This is a genomic window from Streptomyces sp. NBC_00094 (genome assembly GCF_026343125.1).
Classification (GTDB): Bacteria; Actinomycetota; Actinomycetes; order Streptomycetales; family Streptomycetaceae; genus Streptomyces.
The window spans coordinates 582,557-605,075 of the sequence record NZ_JAPEMB010000001.1; the positions used below are offsets into that span (position 1 = coordinate 582,557).

The 22,519-nt window shown below is 72.9% G+C and carries 17 protein-coding genes and 1 riboswitch; of the genes, 8 read left to right on the forward strand and 9 right to left on the reverse strand.

The features are described 5' to 3' along the window. Position 1 precedes the first annotated feature (1 nt). Positions 2-331, reverse strand: a complete 330-nt coding sequence (locus tag OG580_RS02610; RefSeq protein WP_267042006.1) for a putative quinol monooxygenase — start codon at positions 329-331, stop codon at positions 2-4. 45 nt (positions 332-376) lie between these two features. Continuing rightward, positions 377-1,147, reverse strand: a complete 771-nt coding sequence (locus OG580_RS02615; RefSeq protein WP_267042007.1) for an IclR family transcriptional regulator — start codon at positions 1,145-1,147, stop codon at positions 377-379. A 281-nt stretch (positions 1,148-1,428) separates the two neighbouring features. On the opposite strand from OG580_RS02615, the gene OG580_RS02620 reads away from it, so the two are divergent. The 3 genes from OG580_RS02620 to OG580_RS02630 all read left to right on the forward strand — a co-directional run bounded on the left by OG580_RS02620 (position 1,429) and on the right by OG580_RS02630 (position 5,118). After that, on the forward strand, positions 1,429-3,168 hold the full coding sequence (locus OG580_RS02620; protein WP_267042008.1) for a VanW family protein: 1,740 nt from the start codon (positions 1,429-1,431) through the stop codon (positions 3,166-3,168). A 169-nt stretch (positions 3,169-3,337) separates the two neighbouring features. Continuing rightward, the gene (locus tag OG580_RS02625) at positions 3,338-4,369 is read left to right on the forward strand and encodes a serine hydrolase (protein WP_267042009.1); all 1,032 of its coding nucleotides are present in this window, start codon (positions 3,338-3,340) and stop codon (positions 4,367-4,369) included. Positions 4,370-4,470: 101 nt separating this feature from the next. Continuing rightward, the gene (locus tag OG580_RS02630; protein WP_267042010.1) at positions 4,471-5,118 is read left to right on the forward strand and encodes a GNAT family N-acetyltransferase; all 648 of its coding nucleotides are present in this window, start codon (positions 4,471-4,473) and stop codon (positions 5,116-5,118) included. A 28-nt stretch (positions 5,119-5,146) separates the two neighbouring features. Here the strand turns inward: OG580_RS02630 and OG580_RS02635 are convergent, their stop codons facing one another. After that, positions 5,147-8,119 carry a BTAD domain-containing putative transcriptional regulator gene (locus tag OG580_RS02635; protein ID WP_267042011.1) on the reverse strand — a complete coding sequence of 991 codons (2,973 nt, stop codon included), beginning with the start codon at positions 8,117-8,119 and terminating at the stop codon, positions 5,147-5,149. 135 nt (positions 8,120-8,254) lie between these two features. On the opposite strand from OG580_RS02635, the gene OG580_RS02640 reads away from it, so the two are divergent. Beyond that, the gene (locus tag OG580_RS02640) at positions 8,255-9,700 is read left to right on the forward strand and encodes a glyceraldehyde-3-phosphate dehydrogenase (RefSeq protein WP_267042012.1); all 1,446 of its coding nucleotides are present in this window, start codon (positions 8,255-8,257) and stop codon (positions 9,698-9,700) included. 95 nt (positions 9,701-9,795) lie between these two features. Continuing rightward, positions 9,796-9,890: riboswitch (ZMP/ZTP riboswitch) on the forward strand. Between the two features lie 34 nt (positions 9,891-9,924). Then, positions 9,925-11,082, forward strand: a complete 1,158-nt coding sequence (locus tag OG580_RS02645; protein WP_267042013.1) for a phosphoribosylaminoimidazolecarboxamide formyltransferase — start codon at positions 9,925-9,927, stop codon at positions 11,080-11,082. Between the two features lie 9 nt (positions 11,083-11,091). Here OG580_RS02645 and OG580_RS02650 read toward each other — a convergent pair whose 3' ends face one another. Together OG580_RS02650 and OG580_RS02655 are read right to left on the reverse strand one after the other, a co-directional pair. Beyond that, on the reverse strand, positions 11,092-12,777 hold the full coding sequence (locus OG580_RS02650) for a glycosyl hydrolase family 8 (RefSeq protein ID WP_267042014.1): 1,686 nt from the start codon (positions 12,775-12,777) through the stop codon (positions 11,092-11,094). Positions 12,778-12,890: 113 nt separating this feature from the next. Next, positions 12,891-14,105, reverse strand: a complete 1,215-nt coding sequence (locus OG580_RS02655) for a S8 family peptidase (RefSeq protein WP_267042015.1) — start codon at positions 14,103-14,105, stop codon at positions 12,891-12,893. Positions 14,106-14,438: 333 nt separating this feature from the next. Between OG580_RS02655 and OG580_RS02660 the strand changes: the two genes are divergently transcribed. Both OG580_RS02660 and OG580_RS02665 read left to right on the forward strand, forming a co-directional pair. Next, positions 14,439-14,930, forward strand: a complete 492-nt coding sequence (locus tag OG580_RS02660; RefSeq protein ID WP_267042016.1) for a GreA/GreB family elongation factor — start codon at positions 14,439-14,441, stop codon at positions 14,928-14,930. Then, positions 14,927-15,754, forward strand: coding sequence for a hypothetical protein (locus tag OG580_RS02665; protein ID WP_267047864.1), 828 nt, complete (start codon positions 14,927-14,929; stop codon positions 15,752-15,754). The genes OG580_RS02660 and OG580_RS02665 overlap by 4 nt, the downstream gene beginning before the upstream one ends. Positions 15,755-15,772: 18 nt before the next feature. Here the strand turns inward: OG580_RS02665 and OG580_RS02670 are convergent, their stop codons facing one another. Genes OG580_RS02670 through OG580_RS02680 form a run of 3 tightly spaced genes read right to left on the reverse strand, consistent with a single transcriptional unit; the run spans position 15,773 to position 18,273 of the window. After that, complete coding sequence (locus tag OG580_RS02670; protein WP_267042017.1) at positions 15,773-16,408, reverse strand: DUF1345 domain-containing protein; 636 nt, start codon at positions 16,406-16,408, stop codon at positions 15,773-15,775. Positions 16,409-16,411: 3 nt separating this feature from the next. Continuing rightward, positions 16,412-17,227: a family 1 encapsulin nanocompartment shell protein gene (locus OG580_RS02675; protein WP_267042018.1), complete on the reverse strand. Its 816-nt coding sequence runs from the start codon at positions 17,225-17,227 to the stop codon at positions 16,412-16,414. Continuing rightward, positions 17,224-18,273 carry a Dyp-type peroxidase gene (locus OG580_RS02680; RefSeq protein ID WP_267042019.1) on the reverse strand — a complete coding sequence of 350 codons (1,050 nt, stop codon included), beginning with the start codon at positions 18,271-18,273 and terminating at the stop codon, positions 17,224-17,226. The genes OG580_RS02675 and OG580_RS02680 overlap by 4 nt, the downstream gene beginning before the upstream one ends. A gap of 171 nt (positions 18,274-18,444) precedes the next feature. Between OG580_RS02680 and OG580_RS02685 the strand changes: the two genes are divergently transcribed. Continuing rightward, positions 18,445-20,805: an FdhF/YdeP family oxidoreductase gene (locus tag OG580_RS02685; protein ID WP_267042020.1), complete on the forward strand. Its 2,361-nt coding sequence runs from the start codon at positions 18,445-18,447 to the stop codon at positions 20,803-20,805. On the opposite strand, the gene OG580_RS02690 is transcribed toward OG580_RS02685, so the two are convergent. Then, positions 20,789-22,414, reverse strand: coding sequence for an FUSC family protein (locus OG580_RS02690; protein ID WP_267047865.1), 1,626 nt, complete (start codon positions 22,412-22,414; stop codon positions 20,789-20,791). The genes OG580_RS02685 and OG580_RS02690 overlap by 17 nt on opposite strands. Between the last annotated feature and the right edge of the window lie 105 nt (positions 22,415-22,519).

Below are 22,519 nucleotides of genomic sequence, written 5' to 3' on the forward strand. Positions count from 1 at the left end.
GTCAGGCGCCGGTCGGGGCGAGCTCGGCCATGGCGCCCCAGCCCTGCTGCGGGACCTCGACGTTGATGATCTCGGGGGTGGAGGCGATCGCTCCGGCCATGGCGGCGAGGCCGGCCGTGAAGTGCGCGGAGGCGACGTGGGCGGCGCCGGCCTCGGCGTCGGCGAAGGCCTCCAGGAGGACGAAGACGTTCGGGTCGTCGACGCTGCGGGACCAGTCGAAGAAGAGGTTGCCGGGCTCCTCGCGGGTGGCGCGGGTGAAGTCGGCGACCAGGTCGAGCCAGTGGTCGGCGTGGTCGGGGCGGGCGGTGAACCGGACGGCGATGAAGATCATGCGTCCAGCCTGCGCCGCCCCGCCCGGCGGGACCAGCCGGGCGGGTCAGGATTCCGACAGGGCCGGAAACTCGGGGACGGCGCGGGCGAGCGCCGCCCGGATCTCCCCCTGCCGCCGCTCGAAGCCGGCGGTGGGCAGCGAGACGGAGAGGGCGTGGACGATACCGTCGCCGCACTCCGGCAGGGCCACGGCCAGGCAGGTGTACGCGAGGTCCGCCTCGCCCACCGACACGGCGAAGCCCTGGTCGCGCACCCGGGCGGCCTCCGCCTCGAAGCGCTCGGCGCTGGTGATCGTCCGCTCGGTGAAGCGGGCCATGCCGTGCTCCGCGAGATAGCGGCGGCGCAGCGGGCGCGGGAGCGCGGCCAGCAGGGCCTTGCCGTGGGCGGTGGCGTGCGCGCGGTCCTCGGGGCCCGGCGTGAAGGGGTGGGTGGCGTCGGTCACCGGGGCGGTGGTGTCGACGACGGTGATCAGGCCGCCGCGGTAGGCGGTGTGGTACGCCTCCGCCCCGGTGGCCCGCCGCAGCCGGCCGAGGAGCTCGCCGGTGCCCGCGCCGAGGCCGTGGTGGCGCTGGTGGGAGCGGTGCAGGGCGGGGACGCGGGGCCCGGGCGCGTACCCCTCGGCGGTCCGGACGAGATAGCCGCGCGCGAGGAGGGGCCCTGTGACGTGGTAGACGGTCGAGAGGGCGCATCCGAGGCGCCGCGCCAGGGCCTTCGCGCCGACGGGCCGGTCGGCATCGGCGACGGCGTCGAGCACGGCGAGCGCCCGGTCGACGGACTGGGGTCCGGGGCTGAGGCTGGGGCTCGGTACGGCGGGCATCGCCCCATTTTAGGCGCCGCCCGCGGCCGCCCGCGGCCGCTCCGGGCGTCGGCCCCGGCCACTTTGCGCGTCGGCCCCGGCCGCTTGAGGCGCCGGTCCCGGCTGGTCCGCGCGTCCGCCCCTGCCGTGTGAGGCCGCCGCTCCCGGCCGGTCCGCGTAGCGCTCCGTACCGCCCTCGTCCCGCTCCGTATCCCCGCAGGTCATCGCAGCTTTATGTGCATTTGACACTCTTTCGGCGTACCGTCGTGGAGATCCCCTTCCTCGACGCACCGGGAGAGCGTGTGCCCCGCTCCACGACCGACCATGCCCCGACGCCCCCCAGGGGGCGCAGTCCGCGCCTCCGGACGGCGGCGATCGCGACGGGTGTGGTCGCCGTCGCCGCGGGCGGGCTGTACGTCGCGGGACTGCTCACCACCGGCGAGGACATATCCGCCGGCACGAGCGTCGCCGGCGTGGACGTGGGCGGCATGAGCCGCGCCGAGGCCGGGGCGAAGCTCGCGGCCGGGGCCCCGGCGGCGTGGAGCGCCCCCATCCCCGTGAAGGTCGGCGACCGCACGACGACCGTCTCCCCGGCCGCCGCCGGACTGACCGTGGACGTGGAGAAGACCGCCGACCTGGCGGCCGACCCGTCCCGCGACCCCGTCACCGTCATCGGCCGGCTCTTCTCCTCCGGTGAGCGCGAGATCCGGCCGGTGTTCGCCTACGACGAGGCCAAGGCGCGGGCCGCCGTCGCCGAACTGGCCGAGAAGAACGACCGGAAGGTCCGCGAGGGCTCCGTCGCCTTCCGTGACGGCGAGGCCGTCGCCACCCGGGCCGTGACCGGACAGAAGCTGGACACCGGGCGGGCTGTGGAGACCCTGCGTGCGGCCTACCCCGTGGCGTCGGGCGCCTCGCCCGTGAACCTCGCCGTCACGGTGACCGAGCCGAAGCTGGGCGACTCCGAGGTCTCCCGCTTCCTCGACACGTACGCGAAGCCCGCCGTCTCCGGCCCCGTGACGCTCACCGCCGGTGCCGAGCGGCTGCGGATCTCCCCCTCGACGCTCGGCGACCACCTCGCCGTGAAGGCCGACAACGGCAGGCTCAGCGCCGCTCTCGACGCCGACGCCCTCCTCCGCGACCCCGACGTCGCGCAGCCCCTCGCCTCGATGACGGGCGCGCCGGTGGAGGCGACCCTCGGCGTCCGGGACGGCAAGGTCGTCGTCGAGTCGGAGGGCAGGCCCGGGCACGAGGTCACCGCGAAGGCCCTCGGCGAGGCCGTGAGCCCGCTGCTCACCCAGACGGGCGCCACGGCCCGTACGGCCGCGGTGGCCACCACGGTCACCCAGCCCGAGCTGACCGCCGACTCGCTGGCGCGCCTCGGCATCACCGAGCAGATGTCGACCTTCACCGTGGACTTCCCCACCGCTCCCTACCGGACGACGAACATCGGCCGGGCAGCCGAGCTCATCAACGGCTCGATCGTGCAGCCCGGCGAGGTGTGGAGCTTCAACAAGACGGTCGGCGAGCGCACCGCGGACAACGGCTTCGTCGACGGCACGATGATCCTCGACGGCCAGTACCGCTCCGCGCCGGGCGGCGGCGTGTCGGCCATGGCCACCACCGTCTTCAACGCGATGTTCTTCGCCGGGGTGAAGCCCGTCGAATACGGCGCCCACTCCTTCTACATCGAGCGCTACCCGGCCGGCCGGGAGGCCACCGTCGCCTGGGGCAGCCTGGACCTGCAGTTCCGCAACGACTCGGGCAAGCCGATCTACATCAAGGCGGGCGCGACGGACTCCTCGGTCACCGTGAGCTTCCTCGGGACGAAGAAGTACGACTCCGTGGAGGCCGTTTCCGGCCAGCGCACCAACCTCAAGGAGCCCTCGAAGCGCGAGGGCACCGGCGAGGCCTGCGTGCCGCAGCCGCCTCTGGAGGGCTTCGACATCTCGGTGGACCGGGTCTTCAAGGACGGCGGCGCCGAGGTGAAGCGGGAGACCTTCAAGACCCACTACACCCCGCGTGACGAGGTCACCTGCAAGTGAACTCCTGGGACAGGGGCTGACGGAAGGGTGTCTTCCCGCACGGCGGGGGCATGACTTCGGAGCGCGGCCCGTCAGGTCAGGGAGTGGACGGGCCCGCCCCGTCGGTACCCGGACGGGTCCGCCCCGTCCGTTCGCGGACGGGTCCGCCCCGACCCGCCGGAGGCACGCCTTGGTCCTGTGCAGCGACCCCTTCGAGCGGCTCCTCGGCGACGGGGTGCGCGCGGGCGTGTACCCCGGAGCCGTGTGGGCCGTGGGCGACGCCCGGACGACCCTCTCCGACGGAGCCGTCGGACCGCTCGATCCCGCCCGGCCGGACGGGCCGATGCTCCGGGAGACGCTCTTCGACGTCGCCAGCCTGACCAAGATCCTCGCGGTGTGGTCGGTGATCGGCACCCTCGTCGACGCCGGGAAGCTGGACCCGGCCGCGCCGCTCGGCACGTACTGGCCGGAGGCCGCCGGCCGGCCCCTCGCCGGGGCGACCGCCCTCGATCTCCTCACCCACACCGCAGGGCTGCCGCTCCGCGCCAATCTGCGGCACCTCTACGGCTCCGACCCGCAGGACGTCCGGGACGGGGTCCTCGCCGAGCCCCTGCGGCACCGGCCCGGGGAAGCCGTCGCGTACACCGACAGGGCGGCGCTGATCCTCGGCTACCTCGCCGAGCACCTCACCCGGCAGCCGCTCGCCGTGCTCGCGCGGGAGCGGGTGTGGACGCCCCTCGGCATGACGGCGACCCGGTACGGTCCGCTGCCCGCCGCGGTCCGGGAGCGCTGCGCGCCCACCGAGTACGACGAGGAGAGCGGCGCACCGCTCCAGGGCACCGTCCACGACTTCTCGGCCCGGCTCCTCGGCGGTGCCTGCGGGATCGCGGGCGTCTTCACCACCGCGGGCGACATCGGCCGCTTCCTGCGGCATGTCCTCGCCCCGGTCCCCGGCACCTTCTCCGCCGAGTGGACGGCGGCCTCGCTGCGCGTCCGTACCGGCGCGCTCCGGCCGCCGCGCGGCCTCTTCTGGCACCCGGCGCCGGGCACGGACCCGGTGGACGACGTCTGGGCGCACTTCGGCTTCACCGGTACGGGCCTGTGGGTCTCGCCGTCGCGCGGCCGCTGGGCGGTCCTGCTCACGAACCGGCTGTACGTCACCCGCGACCCCGGCCCGCTGGCCCGGGTGCGTGACGTGTTCCGGACGCTCGCCTTCCCCTGACGCCCCGGAATATCGAGGTGCCCGGCCGCCCGGGCTCTGACAACCTGCACTCCGATGGGACGATCTTCGACGATCCCGACACGTACACGGAGTGCAGAGCGATGGGTTCGATACTGGAAGGGCCGGTCCTGGAGGGCGCGTTCGTGCGCCTGGAGCCGCTGGGACACCACCACGCCGCCGGTCTCGCCGCGGCCGCGGACGAGAACCGGGGCTCGTACGGGTTCACCTGGGTGCCGGGGCGGGAGGAGATGGGGGCGTACGTCGACACCCAGCTCGGCCGCGCCGCCGACGGCAGGCTCGCCCCGTACGCGCAGGTGGACGCGGCGACGGGGCGGGTCGTCGGCGCGACCTCCTTCTGGGACCCGCGTTATCTCCCTTCCGGCGGGCGCCTGTGCGCGGTCGAGATCGGCTTCACCTGGCTCGCGGCCTCGGCCCAGGGCACGGGCGTGAACGCCGAGGCCAAGTACCTGCTCTTCCGGCACGCCTTCGAGAGCTGGGACGTGGCACGGGTGGACCTCAAGACGGACGCGCGCAACGCCCGCTCACGGGCGGCGATCGAGCGCGTGGGCGCGAGCTTCGAGGGCGTGCTGCGGAACTGGTCCGTCTCCTGGGCCCCGGGCGAGGAGGGCCGCCTCCGTGACTCCGCCGTCTTCTCGATCATCGCCGAGGAGTGGCCCGAACGCCGCGCGGCCCTGGAGCGGCGCCTGACCGGCGTCCGGGAGCGGCGCGGGGCGGCGGAGCGCCCGTAGCGGGCCGGGGCGCCCGGTCGGACAGGCGCTACCGCACGCCCGCCGGACCCGGGCGGCCGGTAGCGGCCGCCGGACAGGCCCTACCGGCCCCCTGGTCCTTCGGGAGTGCGGCCAGGCCTGCGCGGCACTCCTCGATCCGCTGGGTCAGGTGGTGCTTGTGCGCGAGCTCCAGGCATGTCCGCCAGGTCGCCCCTGCGGCCGCCCACTCCCCGAAGTGGTGGTGGGCACGGGCCGTGAAGACGAGGCAGTCGGCGGTACCTCCGTGGTCGCCCATCCGATGCCGGATCCCGAGGGCCTCCTCCAGGGCCCCGAACGCCTCGTCCCGGCGCCCCAGCCCGCGCAGGACGTCGCCGTAGTTGGTGAGGGCGGTGGCCAGGAACACCCCGTGGCTGCCGCCCCGCAGCAGGTCGATGACCTGCCGGTAGTCCGCGGCCGCCAGGTCGAGTTCACCGGTCAGTCTGCGGGTGTCCGCGAACCGGCTCAGGAGCAGCGCCTCGCCCCGGGCGTTCCCCGAGGCGCGGTACAGGTCGCGGGAGAGCTCGGCGTGGACGAGCCCCTGCTCGGCGTCCCCCATCTGCAGGTACAGCGCCGACATATTGCCGAGGATCGAGGCCCGGGCCGCGAGGTCGCCCCGCTCCGTGAACAGTTCCAGGGCCGTCCGCAGGTGCTCCAGACAGGCTTCGTTGCGGAACGCCATGCCGTGCGCGACGGCCAGCCGCCGGTGCAGCCAGGCCTGCCCGAGCCGGTCGTCCCGGGCGCGCGCGATGACCATCGCCTGCTCCAGACAGGCGTCCCACACCCCCGTCCACCAGTGGGTGGAGGCGTAGCCGAAGAGACCCACGGCGAGCCGCCAGGCCATGTCGGAACGCCCCAGCTCCCCGGCGACGGTCACCGCCTGCTGGAGCGCGGGAAGCTCCCGCGCGCTCCAGCGGATCGCCTCCTCGTCGTCGGCGAACTCCGGCAGCGACAGCGCGGGCCCGCCGCCCGGGGGCCCTTCGTCGAGCGGCGGCGGGGACTGCGACTCGCGGGTGGCGGCGCGTGACGCGGCGCCGACGGCCTCGACGTACCAGGTGAGCAGGCGCAGGAGGGCGGCCTTCCGGTCCTCCGGGGTCTCCTCCTCCTCGCCGCGCTGCGCCGCGTACTCGCCGAGCAGGTCGTGGAAGGCGTACCGGTCGGGTTCGGGGTTGAGGAGGAGGTGGGCGTCGGCCAGGACGTCGAGTACGGCGGCGGCGCGGCCCTCCGTGACGTCCAGGAGCGCGGCGGCGGACTGCGGGGTGACCGGGAGGCCCGACCAGAGCCGGCCGAGGAGCCGGAAGGCCCTCGCCGCCTCGCGCTCCAGGGACAGGTGGCTGTCGCGCACGGCCAGGTAGCTCATCGCGAAGGTGCGCTGGACGTCGACGGTGCCCATCGCGAGGGTCTCCAGACGGCCCTGGTGCGGGGTGAGCCGCTTGGCGAGGAGGGCGAGCGGCCACGAGGGCCGGGACGCCAGCCGGCCGCCGACGATGTGCAGGGCCAGGGGAAGGCCGCCGCACGCGGCCATGATGTCGGCGAGGGCCTCGGGCTCGCTCCGTACGCGCGCCGCGCCGCAGAGCCTGGCGAGGAGCGCGTGCTGGTCGGACTCGGCGAGCGGGGACAGCGGGACCTTGACGGCGCCGGGCAGATCGGCGAGCAGCTGCCTGCTGGTGATCAGGGCGGCGCTTCGGCCGCCGGCCGGGAGGAGGGGGGCGACGTGGGCGGCGTCGCGCACGTTGTCGAGGACGAGCAGCACGCGGCGCTCGGTGAGCGCGTCGCGGAGGAGGAGCGCCCGGTCGTCCGTGTCGTCGGGGAGGCTGTCGTGGCGCATGCCGAGGTCCGACAGGAACCGGGCGAGCAGCTCGTGCGCCGTGCGCGCGCCGCCGACGCTGTAGCCGCGCAGGTCGGCGTAGAGGACACCGTCGGGGAAGGCCTCGCGGGCGCGGTGGGCGACGTGGACGGCGAGAGCGGTCTTGCCCACGCCCCCCATGCCGGAGATGACGACGGGCCTGATGTGGCGCGGTCTGCCGGCGGGGCCGGGCCGGGCGCCCCCGGTGCCCGCCGTCGCGTCGAGCAGCGCTCGCAGGGTCGCCACCTCGGACTCCCTGCCGGTGAAGGAATCTCCCTCGTGGGGCAGTTGGAAGGGTGGACGCGCCGGTTCCGGGCGGGGGCGCGGACGGGGGCGGGTGCGGGGGTGCGGGGCTCCCGCCAGTACCTCCTGGTGGGCCTGCTGGACGGCGGCCCCCGGCTCCGTACCGAGCTCGTCGACCAGGTTCCGGCGCAGTCGGTGGAAGACGGCGAAGGCCTCGGCCTGCCGGCCGGCTCTGTGCAGGGCCAGCATGAGCCGCTGGTGGAACCCCTCGCGCAGCGGGTGCTCGGCCGCCAGGGAGGTCAGCCGCGGGATCAGGTCCTGGTGCCGTCCCAGGTGGAGCTCGGCGTCGCAGCCCCACTCCAGGGCCTGGAGGCGCGCTTCCACGAGCTGGTGGACGCGGAGCGCGGGTCCACCGGTCTCGGAGAAGGGCGCCAGGTCCGCCAGGGGCGTACCGCGCCACAGGCTCATCGCCCCGGCGGTCTCCCGGAGGACGCCCTCCCAGTCCTCCTGCTCGTGGGCGTGGCCCGCGGCCCGTATCCGGGTCTCGAAGACGTCCGCGTCGAGCTCGCCCTCGTGGACGAGCAGCCGGTAGCCGGGGGCCACGGTGAGCAGGCGCCCTCCGGTCCCGGCGTCGGTGGGGGCGGCTCCGGCCGGGGGCCCGTCCACGGTGGCGAGGACCCTGCGCAGCCGGGTGAGGTGGTTGGCGAGGGAGGCGTCGGCGCTGGCCGGTAGCGAGTCGCCCCAGAGCGCCGCTTTGAGGGTGTCCTTCGGGACGGTGTGCCCGGCGCCGAGGAGCAGGGCGGCGAGGAGGACGCGGACCTTGGGGCCGGTCACGGGTCGCGGTTCCGTACCGTCGTGGACCACGAGCGAACCGAGCAGTCCGAACTTCACCACCATGCCCCCGCATCCGGTAGACGGGCCCGCCCTGCGGCGGATCCCGGCGCCGTCCATCGTACGGTTCGGCCCCCCCTTGATTGATCAAAGCGGCCGGGGGTTACCATATGAGCGCCGCCTAGCTCGAAAGATAAACTTGTGACTGTCAATGACGACTCGTTCACCAGCTGGAAGAACCGCGAGGAGATCGCGGAGTCGATGATCCCGATCATCGGGAAGCTGCACCGGGAGCAGGACGTCACCGTCCTGGTCCACAGCCGCTCCCTGGTGAACAAGTCGGTGGTCAGCATCCTCAAGACCCACCGCTTCGCCCGGCAGATCGACGGCGAGGAGCTCTCGGTCACCGAGACGCTTCCGTTCCTCCAGACGCTCACGACGCTCGACCTGGGCCCGTGCCAGATCGACATCGGCGTGCTGGCCGCGGACTACAAGACCGACGACCGCGGTCTCTCCGTGGCCGAGTTCACCGCCGAGGCCGTCGCCGGCGCCACCGGCGAGAACAAGATCGAGCGCCGTGACGGCCGCGACGTCGTCCTGTACGGCTTCGGCCGCATCGGCCGCCTCGTCGCCCGCCTCCTCATCGAGAAGGCCGGTTCCGGCAACGGTCTGCGCCTCCGCGCGATCGTCGTCCGTGGCGGTGGCGAGCAGGACCTCGTGAAGCGCGCCTCGCTGCTGCGCCGCGACTCCATCCACGGTCAGTTCCAGGGCACGATCACGGTCGACGAGGCGAGCAGCACGATCGTCGCCAACGGCAACACGATCAAGGTGATCTACGCCAACGACCCGTCCGAGGTCGACTACACGGCGTACGGCATCGACAACGCCATCCTGATCGACAACACCGGCAAGTGGCGGGACCGCGAGGGCCTCTCCAAGCACCTGCGCCCCGGCATCGACAAGGTCGTCCTGACCGCGCCCGGCAAGGGTGACGTGCCGAACATCGTGCACGGCGTCAACCACGAGACGGTCAAGCCGGACGAGAAGATCCTGTCCTGCGCCTCCTGCACCACCAACGCGATCGTCCCGCCGCTGAAGGCCATGGACGACGAGTACGGCGTGCTGCGCGGCCACGTGGAGACGGTCCACTCGTTCACGAACGACCAGAACCTCCTGGACAACTACCACAAGGCCGACCGCCGTGGCCGTTCCGCGCCGCTGAACATGGTGATCACCGAGACCGGTGCCGCCTCGGCCGTCGCCAAGGCCCTGCCGGACCTCAAGGCCCCGATCACCGGCAGCTCCATCCGCGTGCCGGTTCCGGACGTCTCGATCGCGATCCTGAGCCTGCGCCTCGGCCGCGAGACCACCCGCGAGGAGGTCCTGGAGTACCTCCGCGACGTCTCGCTGCACTCGCCGCTGAAGCGCCAGATCGACTTCACCACGGCCCCCGACGCCGTCTCGATGGACTTCGTCGGCTCGCGCCACGCGTCGATCGTGGACGCCGGCGCGACCAAGGTCGACGGCGACAACGCGATCCTCTACCTGTGGTACGACAACGAGTTCGGCTACTCGTGCCAGGTCATCCGGGTCGTCCAGCACGTCTCCGGCGTGGAGTACCCGACCTTCCCGGTCCCGGCGGTCTGATCCTCGGGATTCCCGAGCTCACCACCGCACGACCGCGCGCCGCACGTCCCGTACGGGAGGTGCGGCGCGCGGCGTTTCCGTCGTGCGGGTAGCATCGTGCCCGCCGCGACTGGCGAAGGTGGATCACCACCGGGGAGCGGCAGTTGATCCCGCTGTTCCCGCGTGAGCGTCGACCGCCTGGGCGCCTGCGTCAGTGATGTCCCGCTGACCCAGGAGGTCTTGAGATGGAACTGCGTTACGGCATCAATCCCCAGCAGCTGGTGGCGACCACCGCGCCGGTGGTGCCCGGGAACCTGCCGGTCAGGGTGGTGAACGGCAGCCCGTCCTACATCAACCTGCTGGACGCGCTGAACAGTTGGCAGCTGGTACGGGAGGCGAGCGCCGTCCTCGGACGGCCGGCCGCCGCCTCCTTCAAGCACGTCTCGCCGGCCGGGGCGGCGGTGGCCGGCCCCGTCGACGAGGTGACCGCCGAGCTGTACGGCGTCGACCGCGACCGTGTCGGTGCGCTCACCAGCGCCTATCTCCGGGCCCGTGACGCCGATCCGAAGTCCTCGTACGGCGACTTCGCCGCCGTCTCGCACCCGGTCGACGCCGAACTCGCCGAGCTGCTGACCCGGGTGGTCTGCGACGGTGTCATCGCCCCCGGCTACGCTCCCGGCACCGTCGAGACCCTCAGCCGGAAGAAGAGCGGCCGCTTCCTGGTCATGGAAGCCGACGAGACCTTCACCCCGCCGGGCCAGGAGGCCCGGGAGGTGTTCGGTGTGCGGCTGACGCAGCAGCGCGACGACGTACCGCTCTCCCCCGCGCTCCTGGACGACGTCGTGTGCGGTGAGCTCACGACGGCGGCCTCGGAGGACCTCCTGCTCGGACTGGCGGTGCTGCGCTACACCCAGTCCAACTCGGTCTGTTACGTACGCGGCGGGGCGACGCTCGGGATCGGCGCCGGGCAGCAGTCCCGGGTGGACTGCACCCGGCTGGCGGGCGCGAAGACCGACACGTGGTGGCTGCGCCGCCACCCCGCCGTCCGCGCGCTCGCCTTCCGGCCCGGTGTCCGCCGCCAGGACCGGATCAACTGGCAGATCCGGTTCGTCGAGGGCGACCTCACCCCGGACGAGCGCGAGCGCCTGTCCGGGGCCCTGTCCGTGCCCGCCCCCGACCTCACCGACCGGCAGCGCACCGAGTGGCTCGCGGAGCTGACCGGGGTGGCGTTCGCCTCGGACGGCGCGCTGCCCTTCCGGGACAACGTCGACCACGCGCGCCGGCACGGCGTCACCGCCGTCGCCGAACCCGGCGGGTCGATCCGCTCCACCGACGTGGAGGACGCCTGCCGCGAGCACGGGATCACGCTCGCGCGCACCGGGCTGAGGCTCTTCCACCACTGATCGGCGCGCTTACGGGACCCAGTGGTTCCCGGAGGCCGTGATCATGACCTGGAGCTGGATGCTGGCCGAGAAGTAGCTGCTCGTGTCGACCGGCGTGGCCAGCATCTTGTTCCAGAGGGCGTCCAGCCATGCCTGGCTGCCCGGGTCCGTCATGGCCGCCACGGCGAACGGGGCGAAGAAGGCCGCCTCGCTGCCCGCCGAGATCTGGGTGCCGTTGAGCTTGTAGCCGATGGCGATCTTGTTCGGGTCGCCGCCGGTCTTCGTCTTGATCCAGGTGTTCAGCTTCCGTGCGGCGGCGAGCGACGTGGCGTCCCCGCTGGTCACGGCGTCGTCGGCGATGCGCCACGGGGTACGACAGGCGTTCCACCAGTACGCGCCGTCGTTGGGGTCCTCCAGGACCTGGCCCGGGGCGGGCTTGGGCGTGGTGTTGGTGTCGACGACGAAGTCGGGAAGCAGTCCCGTACCGGAGGCGTAGGTCGACTGGAGGCGGGAGATCTGGGTCTGGTGCGCGGTGCGCACGGCGTCCCAGGTGGTGTCGCCGGAGGCCGTACGGAAGGCGCGGAAGTGGTCGACCATCCAGTCGGAGGTGCGGCTGATGTAGTAGTACTGGTCGCCTGAGCTGCTCCAGTCGCCCAGCTTCAGGAGCTTGGTCGTCGGGTTGAGTTCGTCCTTCTTGATCGCGGCGATGTGCTTGAGCGCGAGGTCCTTGTAGTTGTAGGTGCCCGCACTCCCCCACTGCTTGTCGGCGAGGAGCAGACCGTAGGCCACGTCCATGTCGCCGTCGGTGGCACCGTCACCGCCGTTGACGCTCTTGCAGGCGGTGTCCTGCTCGGCCGCGAGGAGGTTCGGGTTGATGGAGGACGGGTGGTCGATCTTCCACTTCACCAGACCGTCGAAGATCTTCTTCGCGTCGGGGTCGGCGCCCGCCATGGTCGCGGCGACGACCATGCCGTACCCCTGGGCCTCGGCGACGTACGGGTGGTCGGCGTCGGGCGAGATGATCTGGTACCAGCCGTTGCCGCAGTTCTGGCGGACGAAGGCGGCCTTCCACTTGTTGTAGTACTCGACGACCTTCTGGTCGAGCGTGGCCTGCGCGCCGGAGGGCTTCAGCGTTCCGGCGGTGTACGGCCTGAGGTGGCTGCCGAAGGGGACGGCCGTCCCGCCTCCACCGCCGCCGCTCGGGGTCCCGTAGACCTCGAACTCCCAGAGGGAGTAGCCGTACGGCGTGCCGCGCGTGGTCCCGTACATGCGGAGGTACCGACCGGTGCCGGAGAGCGTGAGGTCGTCGACGCCGCCGTCACCGGTGGTGGTGGAGTAGACGTCGGTCCAGGTCGACCCGTCGGCCGAGGTCTGTATCCGGTACGCCTTGCCGTAGGCGGCCTCCCAGGTGAGCTTCACCCGGGAGACGGTGTGCGTCGCGCCGAGGTCCACGCGGACCCACTGCGGGTCGACTCCCTCCAGGCTGGCCCAGCGGGTGGTGGCACTGCCGTCGACCGCACGGCCCGGTTCGTACCCGGCCGCCTCGACGGACGAGGCCGTCGCCGGCTTTCCGGCGGACACGAGGGCGTCGGCGGCGGCCGCCGCCTCCTGCACCCGTGCCTGCGCCGGTGGTTGGGCGTACGCCGTCGGAACGGATGTCAGGGGCAGCACCAACAGGCCGGCGAGTCCGAGAAGCGAGGCGCTTCGTCGTCGCATGACAACTCCCTCTCTCTGAAGGCCCATTGGTTAGGAAGTGTTCCTAACCAATGAGCCCGGAGAGTAGAGCGGGCCGGGGGCCTGCGCAAGACCCCCGACCGATCGCGCGGTGGTTACGGGACGATCCGCAGGAGGCGGTTGGGCGAGCCGCTGCCCGGGCTGGTCACCTTGTTCACGGTGGCTCCGTTCACCAGAGCGGTCGCGACCTGCGCCGGAGTGGCGGAGGTGTGGCCGGCGAGGTAGACGGCGGCGGCGCCCGCGACGTGCGGGGTGGCCATCGAGGTGCCAGAGATCGTGTTGGTGGCCGTGTCACTCGTGTTCCAGCCCGCGGTGATCGACACACCGGGGGCGAAGAGGTCCAGCACGGAGCCGTAGTTGGACCAGCTCGCCTTGGCGTCGGTGTTGCTCGTGGCGCCGACGGTGATGGCGGCGGCGACCCGGGCGGGCGACGTGGAGGAGGCGTTGACACCGGAGTTGCCCGCGGCGACGGCGTAGGTGACGCCGTCCGCGATGGAGTTCTTCACCGCGTTGTCGAGCGCGGTGGAGGCGCCACCCCCGAGGGACAGGTTGGCGACGGCCGGGGCCCCCGCCGCGTGGTGGGAGGTGACCCAGTCGATGCCCGCGATGACCCCGGCGGTGGTGCCGGAGCCGGCGTTGTCGAGGACGCGGACGGCGACGATCTTCGCGGCCTTGGCCACGCCGTACGTCGATCCCGCGATGGTGGTGGCGACGTGCGTGCCGTGCCCGTTGCCGTCCTGGGCGACCGTGTCACCCTCCACGGCGTCGTACCCGTTCACGGCCCGCCCGGCGAGCTGGGCGTGACTGATGCGGACTCCGGTGTCGATCACGTACGCGGTGACGCCGGCGCCGGCGGTGTCGGGGTACGTGTACGTGCCGGAGAGCGGGAGGTTCGCCTGGTCGATGCGGTCCAGGCCCCAGGGGGCGTTGGTCTGCGTCGCGTCGGCGCGGAATATGCGGTTCTGCTCGACGGAGGCGACGGCCGGGTCGGCGGCGAGGCGGCGGGCCTCCTCCTCGCCGAGGGTGGCCGTGTACCCGTTGAGCGCGGAGCCGAAGGTCTTGCGGACCGTGCCGCCGTAACCGGCTATCAGGCTCCGGCCCTTGGCGGAGGCGGCCTTGAAGCCCGCGCCCTGCTTCAGGGTGACGACGTAGCTGCCGGGCACCGCGTCGGGCGAGCCGGCCGCGAGGACCACCCCCTCGGCGGGGGCCGCCTGGGCGGGGACGGCGGCGAAGGTGCCGAGCAGGGCGGCCGCGGTCGCGGCGGACACGGTCAGCGCGAGACGGGCCTTGGTGTGCTGCGGGAGTGCCATGCGAGGGAGTCCTCCTCTTCGGCGTCGCGCCTCGTGTGGGGGCGGCGCGACAGTGGGGGGCGCGTGTGGTCACACGCACGGCCGGGAGCCGTGTGGGGCGATCCGGCGTGATCAGCAGACTGTCCGGTCTACGGGCGTAGCTCAAGGGAGTTGGGGTCTTGTCATGCATCTGCCACACTGCCGCAATCGAACTCCCGTCGAACCCGCAGAAAACACCCACGGACTGACGGCACGTCGGAAGGGGGGCTTCATGTCCGGATCCGACTGATATGTTCGGAATGCCGTAATGGATCAGCGACACGCATCCGTGCCGCCCGCTCGACGGGATCAGACATGACCGGTGGACCCGAGCCCCTCAGCGCCGTCGGCCGCGAGGCCTTCACCCGCGAACTCGTCGACCTGCGCACCGAACGCGAAGCCGTCGCCGTGACCTTGCGGGAAGGCGGTGGCGACCAGCCGGGCGACCGGGCCGACCAGGCCGACGAACTGCAGCGCGTCACGGAACTCCAGCGCCTGGACTCCCGCATCGCCGAGATCGAGGGGCGGCTGCGCGAAGGGGCCGTCGCGGGGCCGCCGAGCACCGACACGGTCGGCGTCGGCAGCACCGTGACCGTACGGTTCGCGGACGCCACCGAGGAGACCGTCCAGATCGCCGAGGTCGCCGAGGTCCTCGACGCGACCATGGTCACCGCCGACAGCCCGCTCGGCGCCGCACTGCTCGGTCACCGGGCCGGCGACACCGTCACGTACGACACGCCCGAGGGCCGGACGACCGCGGCCGTGGTGTCGCTCGGCACCCGCGACGGCCAGGGCGACGCGTCATAGAGCAGCAGGCGGCGGAGGCCGACCGCAAGGGCGGTCCGGGGCACACCGTCCTGGTCGCCCTCGCCCTCGCCGTGCCCATCACGAAGGTGGCCTACACGGTCGGGGGCGGCGACGCGGTCCGTGACGTGCTCGTCGGCATGGAGCCCCAGAACTGGCCGGACGTCCTGCTGGGCATGGTGATCACCGATCCCCTGCTCGGATCCGTACTCGCCGTCGTCATCTCCCGTGTGGTGTTCGCCCTGTTCGCCGCGCGCGGCGCGGTGCCGTTGGGCGGCGGGTTCGCCGGAACGGCCCGGCGGGCCGCGCTGACGATCGTCAACCCGCTCGCCGTGGCGGTGATCGACGCCTGCTTCTTCGGCCCCTGGTGGGGGCTGGCCACCGGACTCGTCGCGTTCGCGCTGCGGCAGGGCGTCGTCGTGGAGTACCGCACGGGCCGCCGCCGGTCGCGCCGCGGCCACCAGCGCACGCACGAGCACGACCGTGACGAGGAGCCCGGTGGGACCCCCCACCGGGACGCGGGCTACCGACCGCCCTCCTGGCTGCGCCGGGCCGCCGCCGTCGAGCAGTGGGTGGCGCTGTCCCTGACCGTGCTCGTCCTGCCGTGCCTGGCCTTCGTCTCGGCGCTCGACGGGCAGGCCTGGACCTCGATCGTCGAGTGCCGGGTCACGAACGGCACGGAGACAGGGAACGACCGGCTGATCGAGCTGGGCCGCAAGGGCGACGGCGTCGTCGGCTGGAACCTCGACTCCGAGGAGGTCTCCAACGGCCTCGGCTGTACGAGCGACGAGAGCCGCTACGTCCGCGAACCGTGGTGGCGCGGTTGAGGAGCCGCCCCTTCCGGGTCAGCCGGTGACGATGCCGGCCACCAGGTTGATGGTGGTGGCCAGGATGCTGGCCCCGAAGACGTACGACAGCAGGCAGTGCCGGAGCACGATCGCGCGGATCGACGACTTCGAGACGTTCGTGTCGGAGACCTGGTAGGTCATGCCGAGGTTGAAGCTGAAGTAGAGGAAGTCGCTGTACCGGGGCGGATCGTCGGAGTTGAAGTCGATCCCGCCGCCGGGGCTCAGGGCGTAGTAGTCGTACGCGTAGCGGGCCGCGTACATGAGGTGGAGCGCCGCCCAGGACATGAAGACGCCGCAGAGGGCCGTCGCGGCCGCGGCGTGCCCCAGGCCCGAGTGGCCGACCAGGAGCATCACGATGATGCCGACGAGGCCGCACACGGCGGTTCCGACGACGACGAGCTCCTCGACGGCGGGGCGGAACTCCTCCCGCCGGACGTTGCGGTGGGTGGTGGCCGCGTCCATGGGCCAGAGCACGAACCAGCCCGTGACGACGAAGAGCGTCTCCGCCGTGGCGATGCCGGCGAGGGCGCCCATCGGCGCGCCCGCCAGTGCGCCGACGACCACGCCCGCCACCGCTCCGACGAGCGTCGCCCCGACGAGCCGCGGAACGGCGTCGACCAACCGGCGATTCACGGCTCAGGCCTCCAGGACCACCACGGCCTCGTCGGTGTACGTGCGGAAGGTCAGCGTCTCGTGGAAGTACAGGTCGATGCCGTGCGCGTCGTGACTCGTGTAGCCGATCGCCACGTCCTGGCCGAGCAGCAGCGCGAAGTCGCCGCCACGGGTGGAGACGACGAAGCCGCCGCTGAGGGCCGGCGCCCAGATCGGCGCGCCGTCGAGCATCCGGCCCAGGTGGGCGGCGATCGGGTAGCCGTGGTCGGAGGTCTCGCTGACCGCCCGGTACTGGTCGGCCCCGAGCAGCAGCGCGTACGGCCCGTCGACGCCGACGAGCCGCAGCGCCGTCAGGGCCCGGCTGATCGCGTCGGGGTACTCGCGCGGCTCGGTCGGCAGGCGCAACACCGGGTTGGAGGACCGGGCGCGCAGTCCGTCGACGCCGGCGGCACCGTACCCGTCGAAGATCGTCCGGTCCTCGGCGTACGCCATCGTGCGCGCCGCGTCCTTGACGGGCTGCCAGTCGGAGTCCTTGGAGCCGCGCTCCACGTCGTCCACGGCGGCCCGGGAGACGGTGAACGGCACGCGCAGCTCGACGATCGGGGCCGCCTGGCGCAGCCGGGCCGAGACGCCGGCCGCCGGGGGCTCGATGTCGGTGAGGTGGCCGACGCCGACCGCGGCGAGGCCGGGGCCGGCCGGGTCGGGGACGTCGACGACGCGGCGGCCCGCGACGTGGCGCCGGAAGGTCCGGCGGGCCTCCTCCTCGATCTCCGCCCAGGCCGCGGGGGTGATGGGGGCGAGTTCGCGGTGCAGGTTGTTCGACACGTCGGGAGTCGTCATGACGCTGGGGCTCCTTTCAGACTGCCGATGCCCAGGGACTCCCCGGGGCTCGCGGCGCCCGGGGGCGGGGACGGGGCGGCGGCCGGGGACGGGGCGCCGGCCGGGGCGGCGGTCTCGGCCGGGGCGGCGGGGAGGTCGGCGAGCAGGTCGGCGCTCGGGACGAAGAAGAGGCCGCCGGTGACGGCGCGGGAGAAGTCGAGGATGCGGTCCGTGGTGCCCGGGGGATCTCCGAGGAACATGTGGCGGAGCATCCGTTCGGTGACGGCGGGCGTGCGGGCGTATCCGATGAAGTACGTGCCGAACTCGCCGCTGCCGACCTGTCCGAACGGCATGTTCGCGCGCACGATCTTCTGCTCGACGCCGTCGTCGTCGACGATCGTGTTGAGCGCGACATGCGAGTTCGCCGGCTTGACGCCGTCGGGCAGTTCGACGTTGGCCTGCTTGGTGCGGCCGATGACGTGTTCCTGCTCCTCGACGGTGAGGGAGTCCCAGGCGGTCATGTCGTGCACGTACTTCTGCACGACGACGTAGCTGCCGCCCCGGAAGCCCGGGTCCTCGTCGCCGATGTGCACGGCGTCGGCGGCGGCCGTGCCCGTGGGGTTCTCACTGCCGTCGACGAAGCCGAGCAGGTCGCGCTCGTCGAAGTACGTGAAGCCGTGGACCTCGTCGACGACCGTCACCGCGCCGCCCAGCCGGTCCAGGATCAGCCGGGCCAGCTCGAAACAGAGGTCCATGCGCCGGGCGCGCAGATGGAACAGCAGGTCGCCCGGGGTGGCCGGCGCGAGGTGGCGGGGGCCGCGCAGGGGTGTGAACGGGTGCAGGTCGCGCGGGCGGGGACCACCGACGAGCCGGTCCCAGGCCTCCGCGCCCAGTCCGACGACGCAGCCGAGCCCGGAGTCGGGGGAACGGAACGCCACCGAGCGGGTCAGCCCCGCCAGGTCCTGGAGCGCCTCCCGTACGGCCGCCTCTCCACCGGGGGCCACGGTGGCCACCAGGAAGACGGCCGCCGGGGAGGGGGGCGTGAGGACGGGCTGGGCGACGACCATGGGACTCCCGTCGAGAGGAACCGCACAAAACGGATTAATGGGGCGGCGTCAGCGTATCCGCGCGCGGAGGATCCCGCCCGGCCTCCCGGGAGGCCGGGCGGGATCGAGTGGCAGGCCTTCCTCACCGGACCTAGCCTGCGGAAGAGAGCCGTTTCCCCTGCCTGTGCACGCATGCCTGAAGGGTGGAGAGTCGTGAACGCCGACAGCGACGACCAGGAACGCCCGAAGCAGCCGGAGCACCCGGAGGCACGTGTGGGGCGTGTGGGTCCCACCCCCGAGGGTGAACCGGAGTTCCACCCCTACCACCACCCTGCGGCGGGCTGGGGCGCGGCCAAGAGCGTGACGCGCTTCCTCGTCGCCGAGGGCGCGCTGGTGGACGGCCCCCGCGCGATCATGAAGATGAACCACGAGAACACCGGGTTCGACTGCCCCGGCTGCGCGTGGCCCGACGACACCAAGGGCCTGCACCTCGACATCTGCGAGAACGGCATCAAGCACGTCACCTGGGAGATGACGAGCAAGCGGGTCGGGCGTGAGTTCTTCGCCGCCCACTCGGTGACCGAGCTGGCCGGGTGGACCGACTACGACCTGGAGAACCAGGGCCGCCTCACCGAGCCGATGGTCTACGACCCCGGGACGGACCACTACGTCCCGATCAGTTGGAAGGACGCCTTCGAGGTGGTCGGCCGCGCGCTGCGCGAGCTGGAGAGCCCGCATCAGGCGTCCTTCTACACCTCCGGCCGGCTCGGGAACGAGGCCACGTTCCTCTACCAGTTGATGGCCCGCGAACTCGGCACGAACAACCTGCCGGACTGCTCCAACATGTGCCACGAGGCGAGCGGCCGCGCCCTCCAGGCGTCCCTGGGCACAGGAAAGGGGACCGTCGACCTCAAGGACTGGGAGAGCGCCGACGCGCTCTTCATCCTGGGGGTCAACGCCGCCTCGAACGCTCCCCGGATGCTGACCGCCCTCGCGGAGGCGTACCACCGCGGCGCGCAGATCGTGCACGTCAATCCACTCATCGAGGCGGCGGCCACCCGCACGATCGTGCCCCACGACTTCCTCGACATGGCCCTCTTCAAGACGACGAGAACGAGCACCCTGAACGTCCAGCCGCGCATCGGCGGCGACATGGCGCTGCTGCGCGGCATGTCCAAGGCGATCCTGGAGCAGTCGGAGACCGATCCCAAGGCGCTGGACCGCGAGTTCATCGAGCGTCACACGAGCGGCTTCGACGAGTACCGCGCGCTGTGCGAGGCCACGCCGTGGGAGGAGCTGGAACGGCAGTCCGGGCTGAGCCGCGCCGACATCCTCGCGGCGGCGCGCGTGTACGGAGAGGCCGACCGCTCCATCGTCAGCTGGTGCCTGGGCGTGACCCAGCACGAGCACGGCGTCGACACCGTCCGGGAGATCGTCAACCTCCTGCTGCTGCGCGGCAATCTGGGGCGCGAGGGAGCGGGCCCCTCCCCCGTACGCGGGCACAGCAACGTCCAGGGCAACCGCACCTGCGGGATCGACCACCGTCCGAGCGACGCGTTCCTTGACCGTCTGGCCGAGGCGTGCAAGATCGACCCTCCCCGCGAACACGGCCTGGACACCGTCCGGACGATCCCGGCGATGCACAGCGGCGACATCAAGGTGTTCGTCGGCATGGGCGGCAACTTCGCCCTCGCGGCGCCGGACACCCCGTACACGTACGCCGCACTGGGCAACTGCGACCTCACCGTGCAGGTGAGCACCAAGCTGAACCGCAGCCACGTCGTCCACGGCCGGAACGCCCTGATCCTGCCCTGCCTCGGCCGGACCGAGAAGGACCATCAGCGCAAGGGCGTCCAGAGCACGTCCGTCGAGGACTCGATGAGCATGGTCCACCTGTCCGTCGGCATGAAGCGCCCCGCGTCGCCGCACCTGCTCTCCGAGCCGGCCGTCGTCGCGGGCATGGCGCGCGCGGCGCTGCCCGACAGCGAGACGCCCTGGGAGTGGTACATCGAGGACTACGACCGGATCCGCGACACCATGTCCCGGGCTCTCGACGGCTTCGAGGACTTCAACCGGCGGGTCCGGCTTCCTCTCGGCTTCCGCATCAAGCAGCCGGCCCGCGAGCTGGTCTTCCTCACCCCGTCCGGGCGCGCCGAGTTCTCCTCGGCCGCCCTGCCCGACGTCGTCCCCGCCGCCGGCACGCTCGCCCTGGGCACCATGCGGTCGCACGACCAGTGGAACACCACGATCTACTCCGACAACGACCGCTACCGGGGCGTCAAGAACCTCCGCACGCTCGTCTTCATGAACCGGGCCGACATGCGCGAACGCGGCATCCCCGACCTCGGCCCCGTCGACATCACGAGCACCGCGAAGGACGGCAGCCAGAGGTTCCTCAACGGCTACCTCGCCATCCCGTACGACATCCCCCGGGGCTGCGCGGCCGGCTACATGCCGGAGATGAACGTACTGTGCGCGCTCGGCGACTACAGCACCCAGAGCGACCAGCCGATCATGAAGCACGTCAAGGTCACCATCACTCCGGCGGCCTGACCAGCCGTTCCAGGAGCCGGTACGCGCGCTGCTCCGCGGCGGCGAGTTCGGTGGGGTCCATCTCCGCCGGCCAGAGCTCGCCCGCCGCGGCGTCGTCGGCCTCGCGCAGCTCCACGACGGCCGCCCCGAGACGTGCCTGTACGAGCGGGAACGACGCCTCCCGGCCGCCGGCCACGGCCCGTTCGGCCCGGTCGGCGGCCGCCGTGCACGCGGCCAGCGCGCGCTGTGCCCGGACCGCCGCCCGGTCGTGGACGACGAGCAGCGCACAGACCAGGGCGATACCCATCCCGAGGACGCTGCTCAGCGCACGGTCCCGGACGAGCGCTTCGGCCGGGGAGTCGGCGGCCAGGTCGGTCAGCAGCAGGGCGAGCGGGGTCAGGAAGACGACGCCGAGCCCGTAGTTGCGGGCGACGACGTACTCGAGCAGGAACTCCAGGAGCACGATCACCAGGACGAGCACCACGGGTTCGGGGTGCGCGGCGAGCACGCCGAGGGCGAGCGCCAGGCCGACGACCGTGCCCAGGGTGCGCTGGACCGCGCGCTGTGTCGCCGTACGGACGTTGACCGAGTGCAGGACCGCGGCGGCGGACACGGCCGCCCAGTAGCCGTGACCGAGGCCGAGCAGCAGGGCCGCGCCGCCCGCGAGCCCGGTGCCGAGGACCATCCGCAGGGCGGGGACGAGCAGGACCGAGGTGTGCGTGGAGGCGCCGCCCGTCAGCAGGTCCGCCGCGCGGAGTTCGGCCGCGCGGCGGGTGGTGGGGTCGGGCGGCGCCGGGTCGGGGGCGGTGTCGTCCCGTGCCAGGGCGGACAGCAGCGCGAGTTCGGGCAGGAGCCGGGGGACCCGTCGACGGCGGCTCACGAGCAGGCGGACCTGGGCGCGGAGGGCGCGAGCCAGGTCGGCGGGCTCCTCGGGCGGGCGGCGGGCGAGGCCGATGAGCAGCGACCAGGCGAGGTCGGCGAGGCGCACGCAGGTGCCGCCCCGGTCGCCGTCCGCGGCACGGGCGGCCGTCGGGGGCACTCGGCCCAGTGTCCGGTACGCCTGGAGGACGGCGGCGGTCGCGCGGTGGCGCGGGAGCCCTCCTCCGTACGCCGTGCCGGTTCCCTCCTCGACGTCCAGGAGGTCCGCGAGCTCGCGGAGGGCCGCGGCCACGGCGAGGCGCTGCGGCCGGTCCGGGTGGACGAACCATCCGGCCACGGCGAGGACCCAGGCCACGGCCGCGCCCGACGCGGCCAGGGCGGTGTGGGGAAGGACGTCGGCCGTGGTCGAGGAGCCGTTGGCCGCCACGGCGAAGGAGAAGAGCAGCAGCACCGCGCCGAGGCCGCTCAGGCGCGCCGCGTCACAGGCGAACTTGGCCGGCCCGGCCACGACGGCCGTCGCCGCGACCACCACGGCGGCGCCCGCTCCCCCGCCGGTCGGATCGGCCCACGCGGCGAGCGCCGAACCGCCGCCCACACACGCGGTCATGGCCACCGCGACCAGGGCGAGCACGCGGGCGCGCCGCGCGTACGGCAGATTGCGGCCGAACGTGGTGGTGAAGGAGCCCAGCATGGCGTAGACGGCCTGATCCGCCCTCCCCGCCAGGGCCATCGGCAGCGCGGGCAGCGCCATGGCGAGGGCGGCCCGCAGCGCGAAGGACAGGGCGCCGTCCACGCTCTGCAGGGCGAGCGCCCCGCGCGGGGAGAGCGCGCTCCGCGCACGGGCCGCCGTACGCCG

What these genes read in the sequence shown, in the direction of transcription:
- OG580_RS02610 (WP_267042006.1), bottom strand. Translation starts at nt 331, where the DNA reads ATGATCTTCATCGCCGTCCGGTTCACCGCCCGCCCCGACCACGCCGAC.
- OG580_RS02615 (WP_267042007.1), bottom strand. Translation starts at nt 1,147, where the DNA reads ATGCCCGCCGTACCGAGCCCCAGCCTCAGCCCCGGACCCCAGTCCGTC.
- OG580_RS02630 (WP_267042010.1), top strand. Translation starts at nt 4,471, where the DNA reads ATGGGTTCGATACTGGAAGGGCCGGTCCTGGAGGGCGCGTTCGTGCGC.
- OG580_RS02635 (WP_267042011.1), bottom strand. Translation starts at nt 8,119, where the DNA reads ATGGTGGTGAAGTTCGGACTGCTCGGTTCGCTCGTGGTCCACGACGGT.
- OG580_RS02645 (WP_267042013.1), top strand. Translation starts at nt 9,925, where the DNA reads ATGGAACTGCGTTACGGCATCAATCCCCAGCAGCTGGTGGCGACCACC.
- OG580_RS02650 (WP_267042014.1), bottom strand. Translation starts at nt 12,777, where the DNA reads ATGCGACGACGAAGCGCCTCGCTTCTCGGACTCGCCGGCCTGTTGGTG.
- OG580_RS02655 (WP_267042015.1), bottom strand. Translation starts at nt 14,105, where the DNA reads ATGGCACTCCCGCAGCACACCAAGGCCCGTCTCGCGCTGACCGTGTCC.
- OG580_RS02660 (WP_267042016.1), top strand. Translation starts at nt 14,439, where the DNA reads ATGACCGGTGGACCCGAGCCCCTCAGCGCCGTCGGCCGCGAGGCCTTC.
- OG580_RS02675 (WP_267042018.1), bottom strand. Translation starts at nt 17,227, where the DNA reads ATGACGACTCCCGACGTGTCGAACAACCTGCACCGCGAACTCGCCCCC.
- OG580_RS02680 (WP_267042019.1), bottom strand. Translation starts at nt 18,273, where the DNA reads ATGGTCGTCGCCCAGCCCGTCCTCACGCCCCCCTCCCCGGCGGCCGTC.
- OG580_RS02685 (WP_267042020.1), top strand. Translation starts at nt 18,445, where the DNA reads ATGCCTGAAGGGTGGAGAGTCGTGAACGCCGACAGCGACGACCAGGAA.
- OG580_RS02690 (WP_267047865.1), bottom strand. Translation starts at nt 22,414, where the DNA reads ATGGCGCTGCCCGCGCTGCCGATGGCCCTGGCGGGGAGGGCGGATCAG.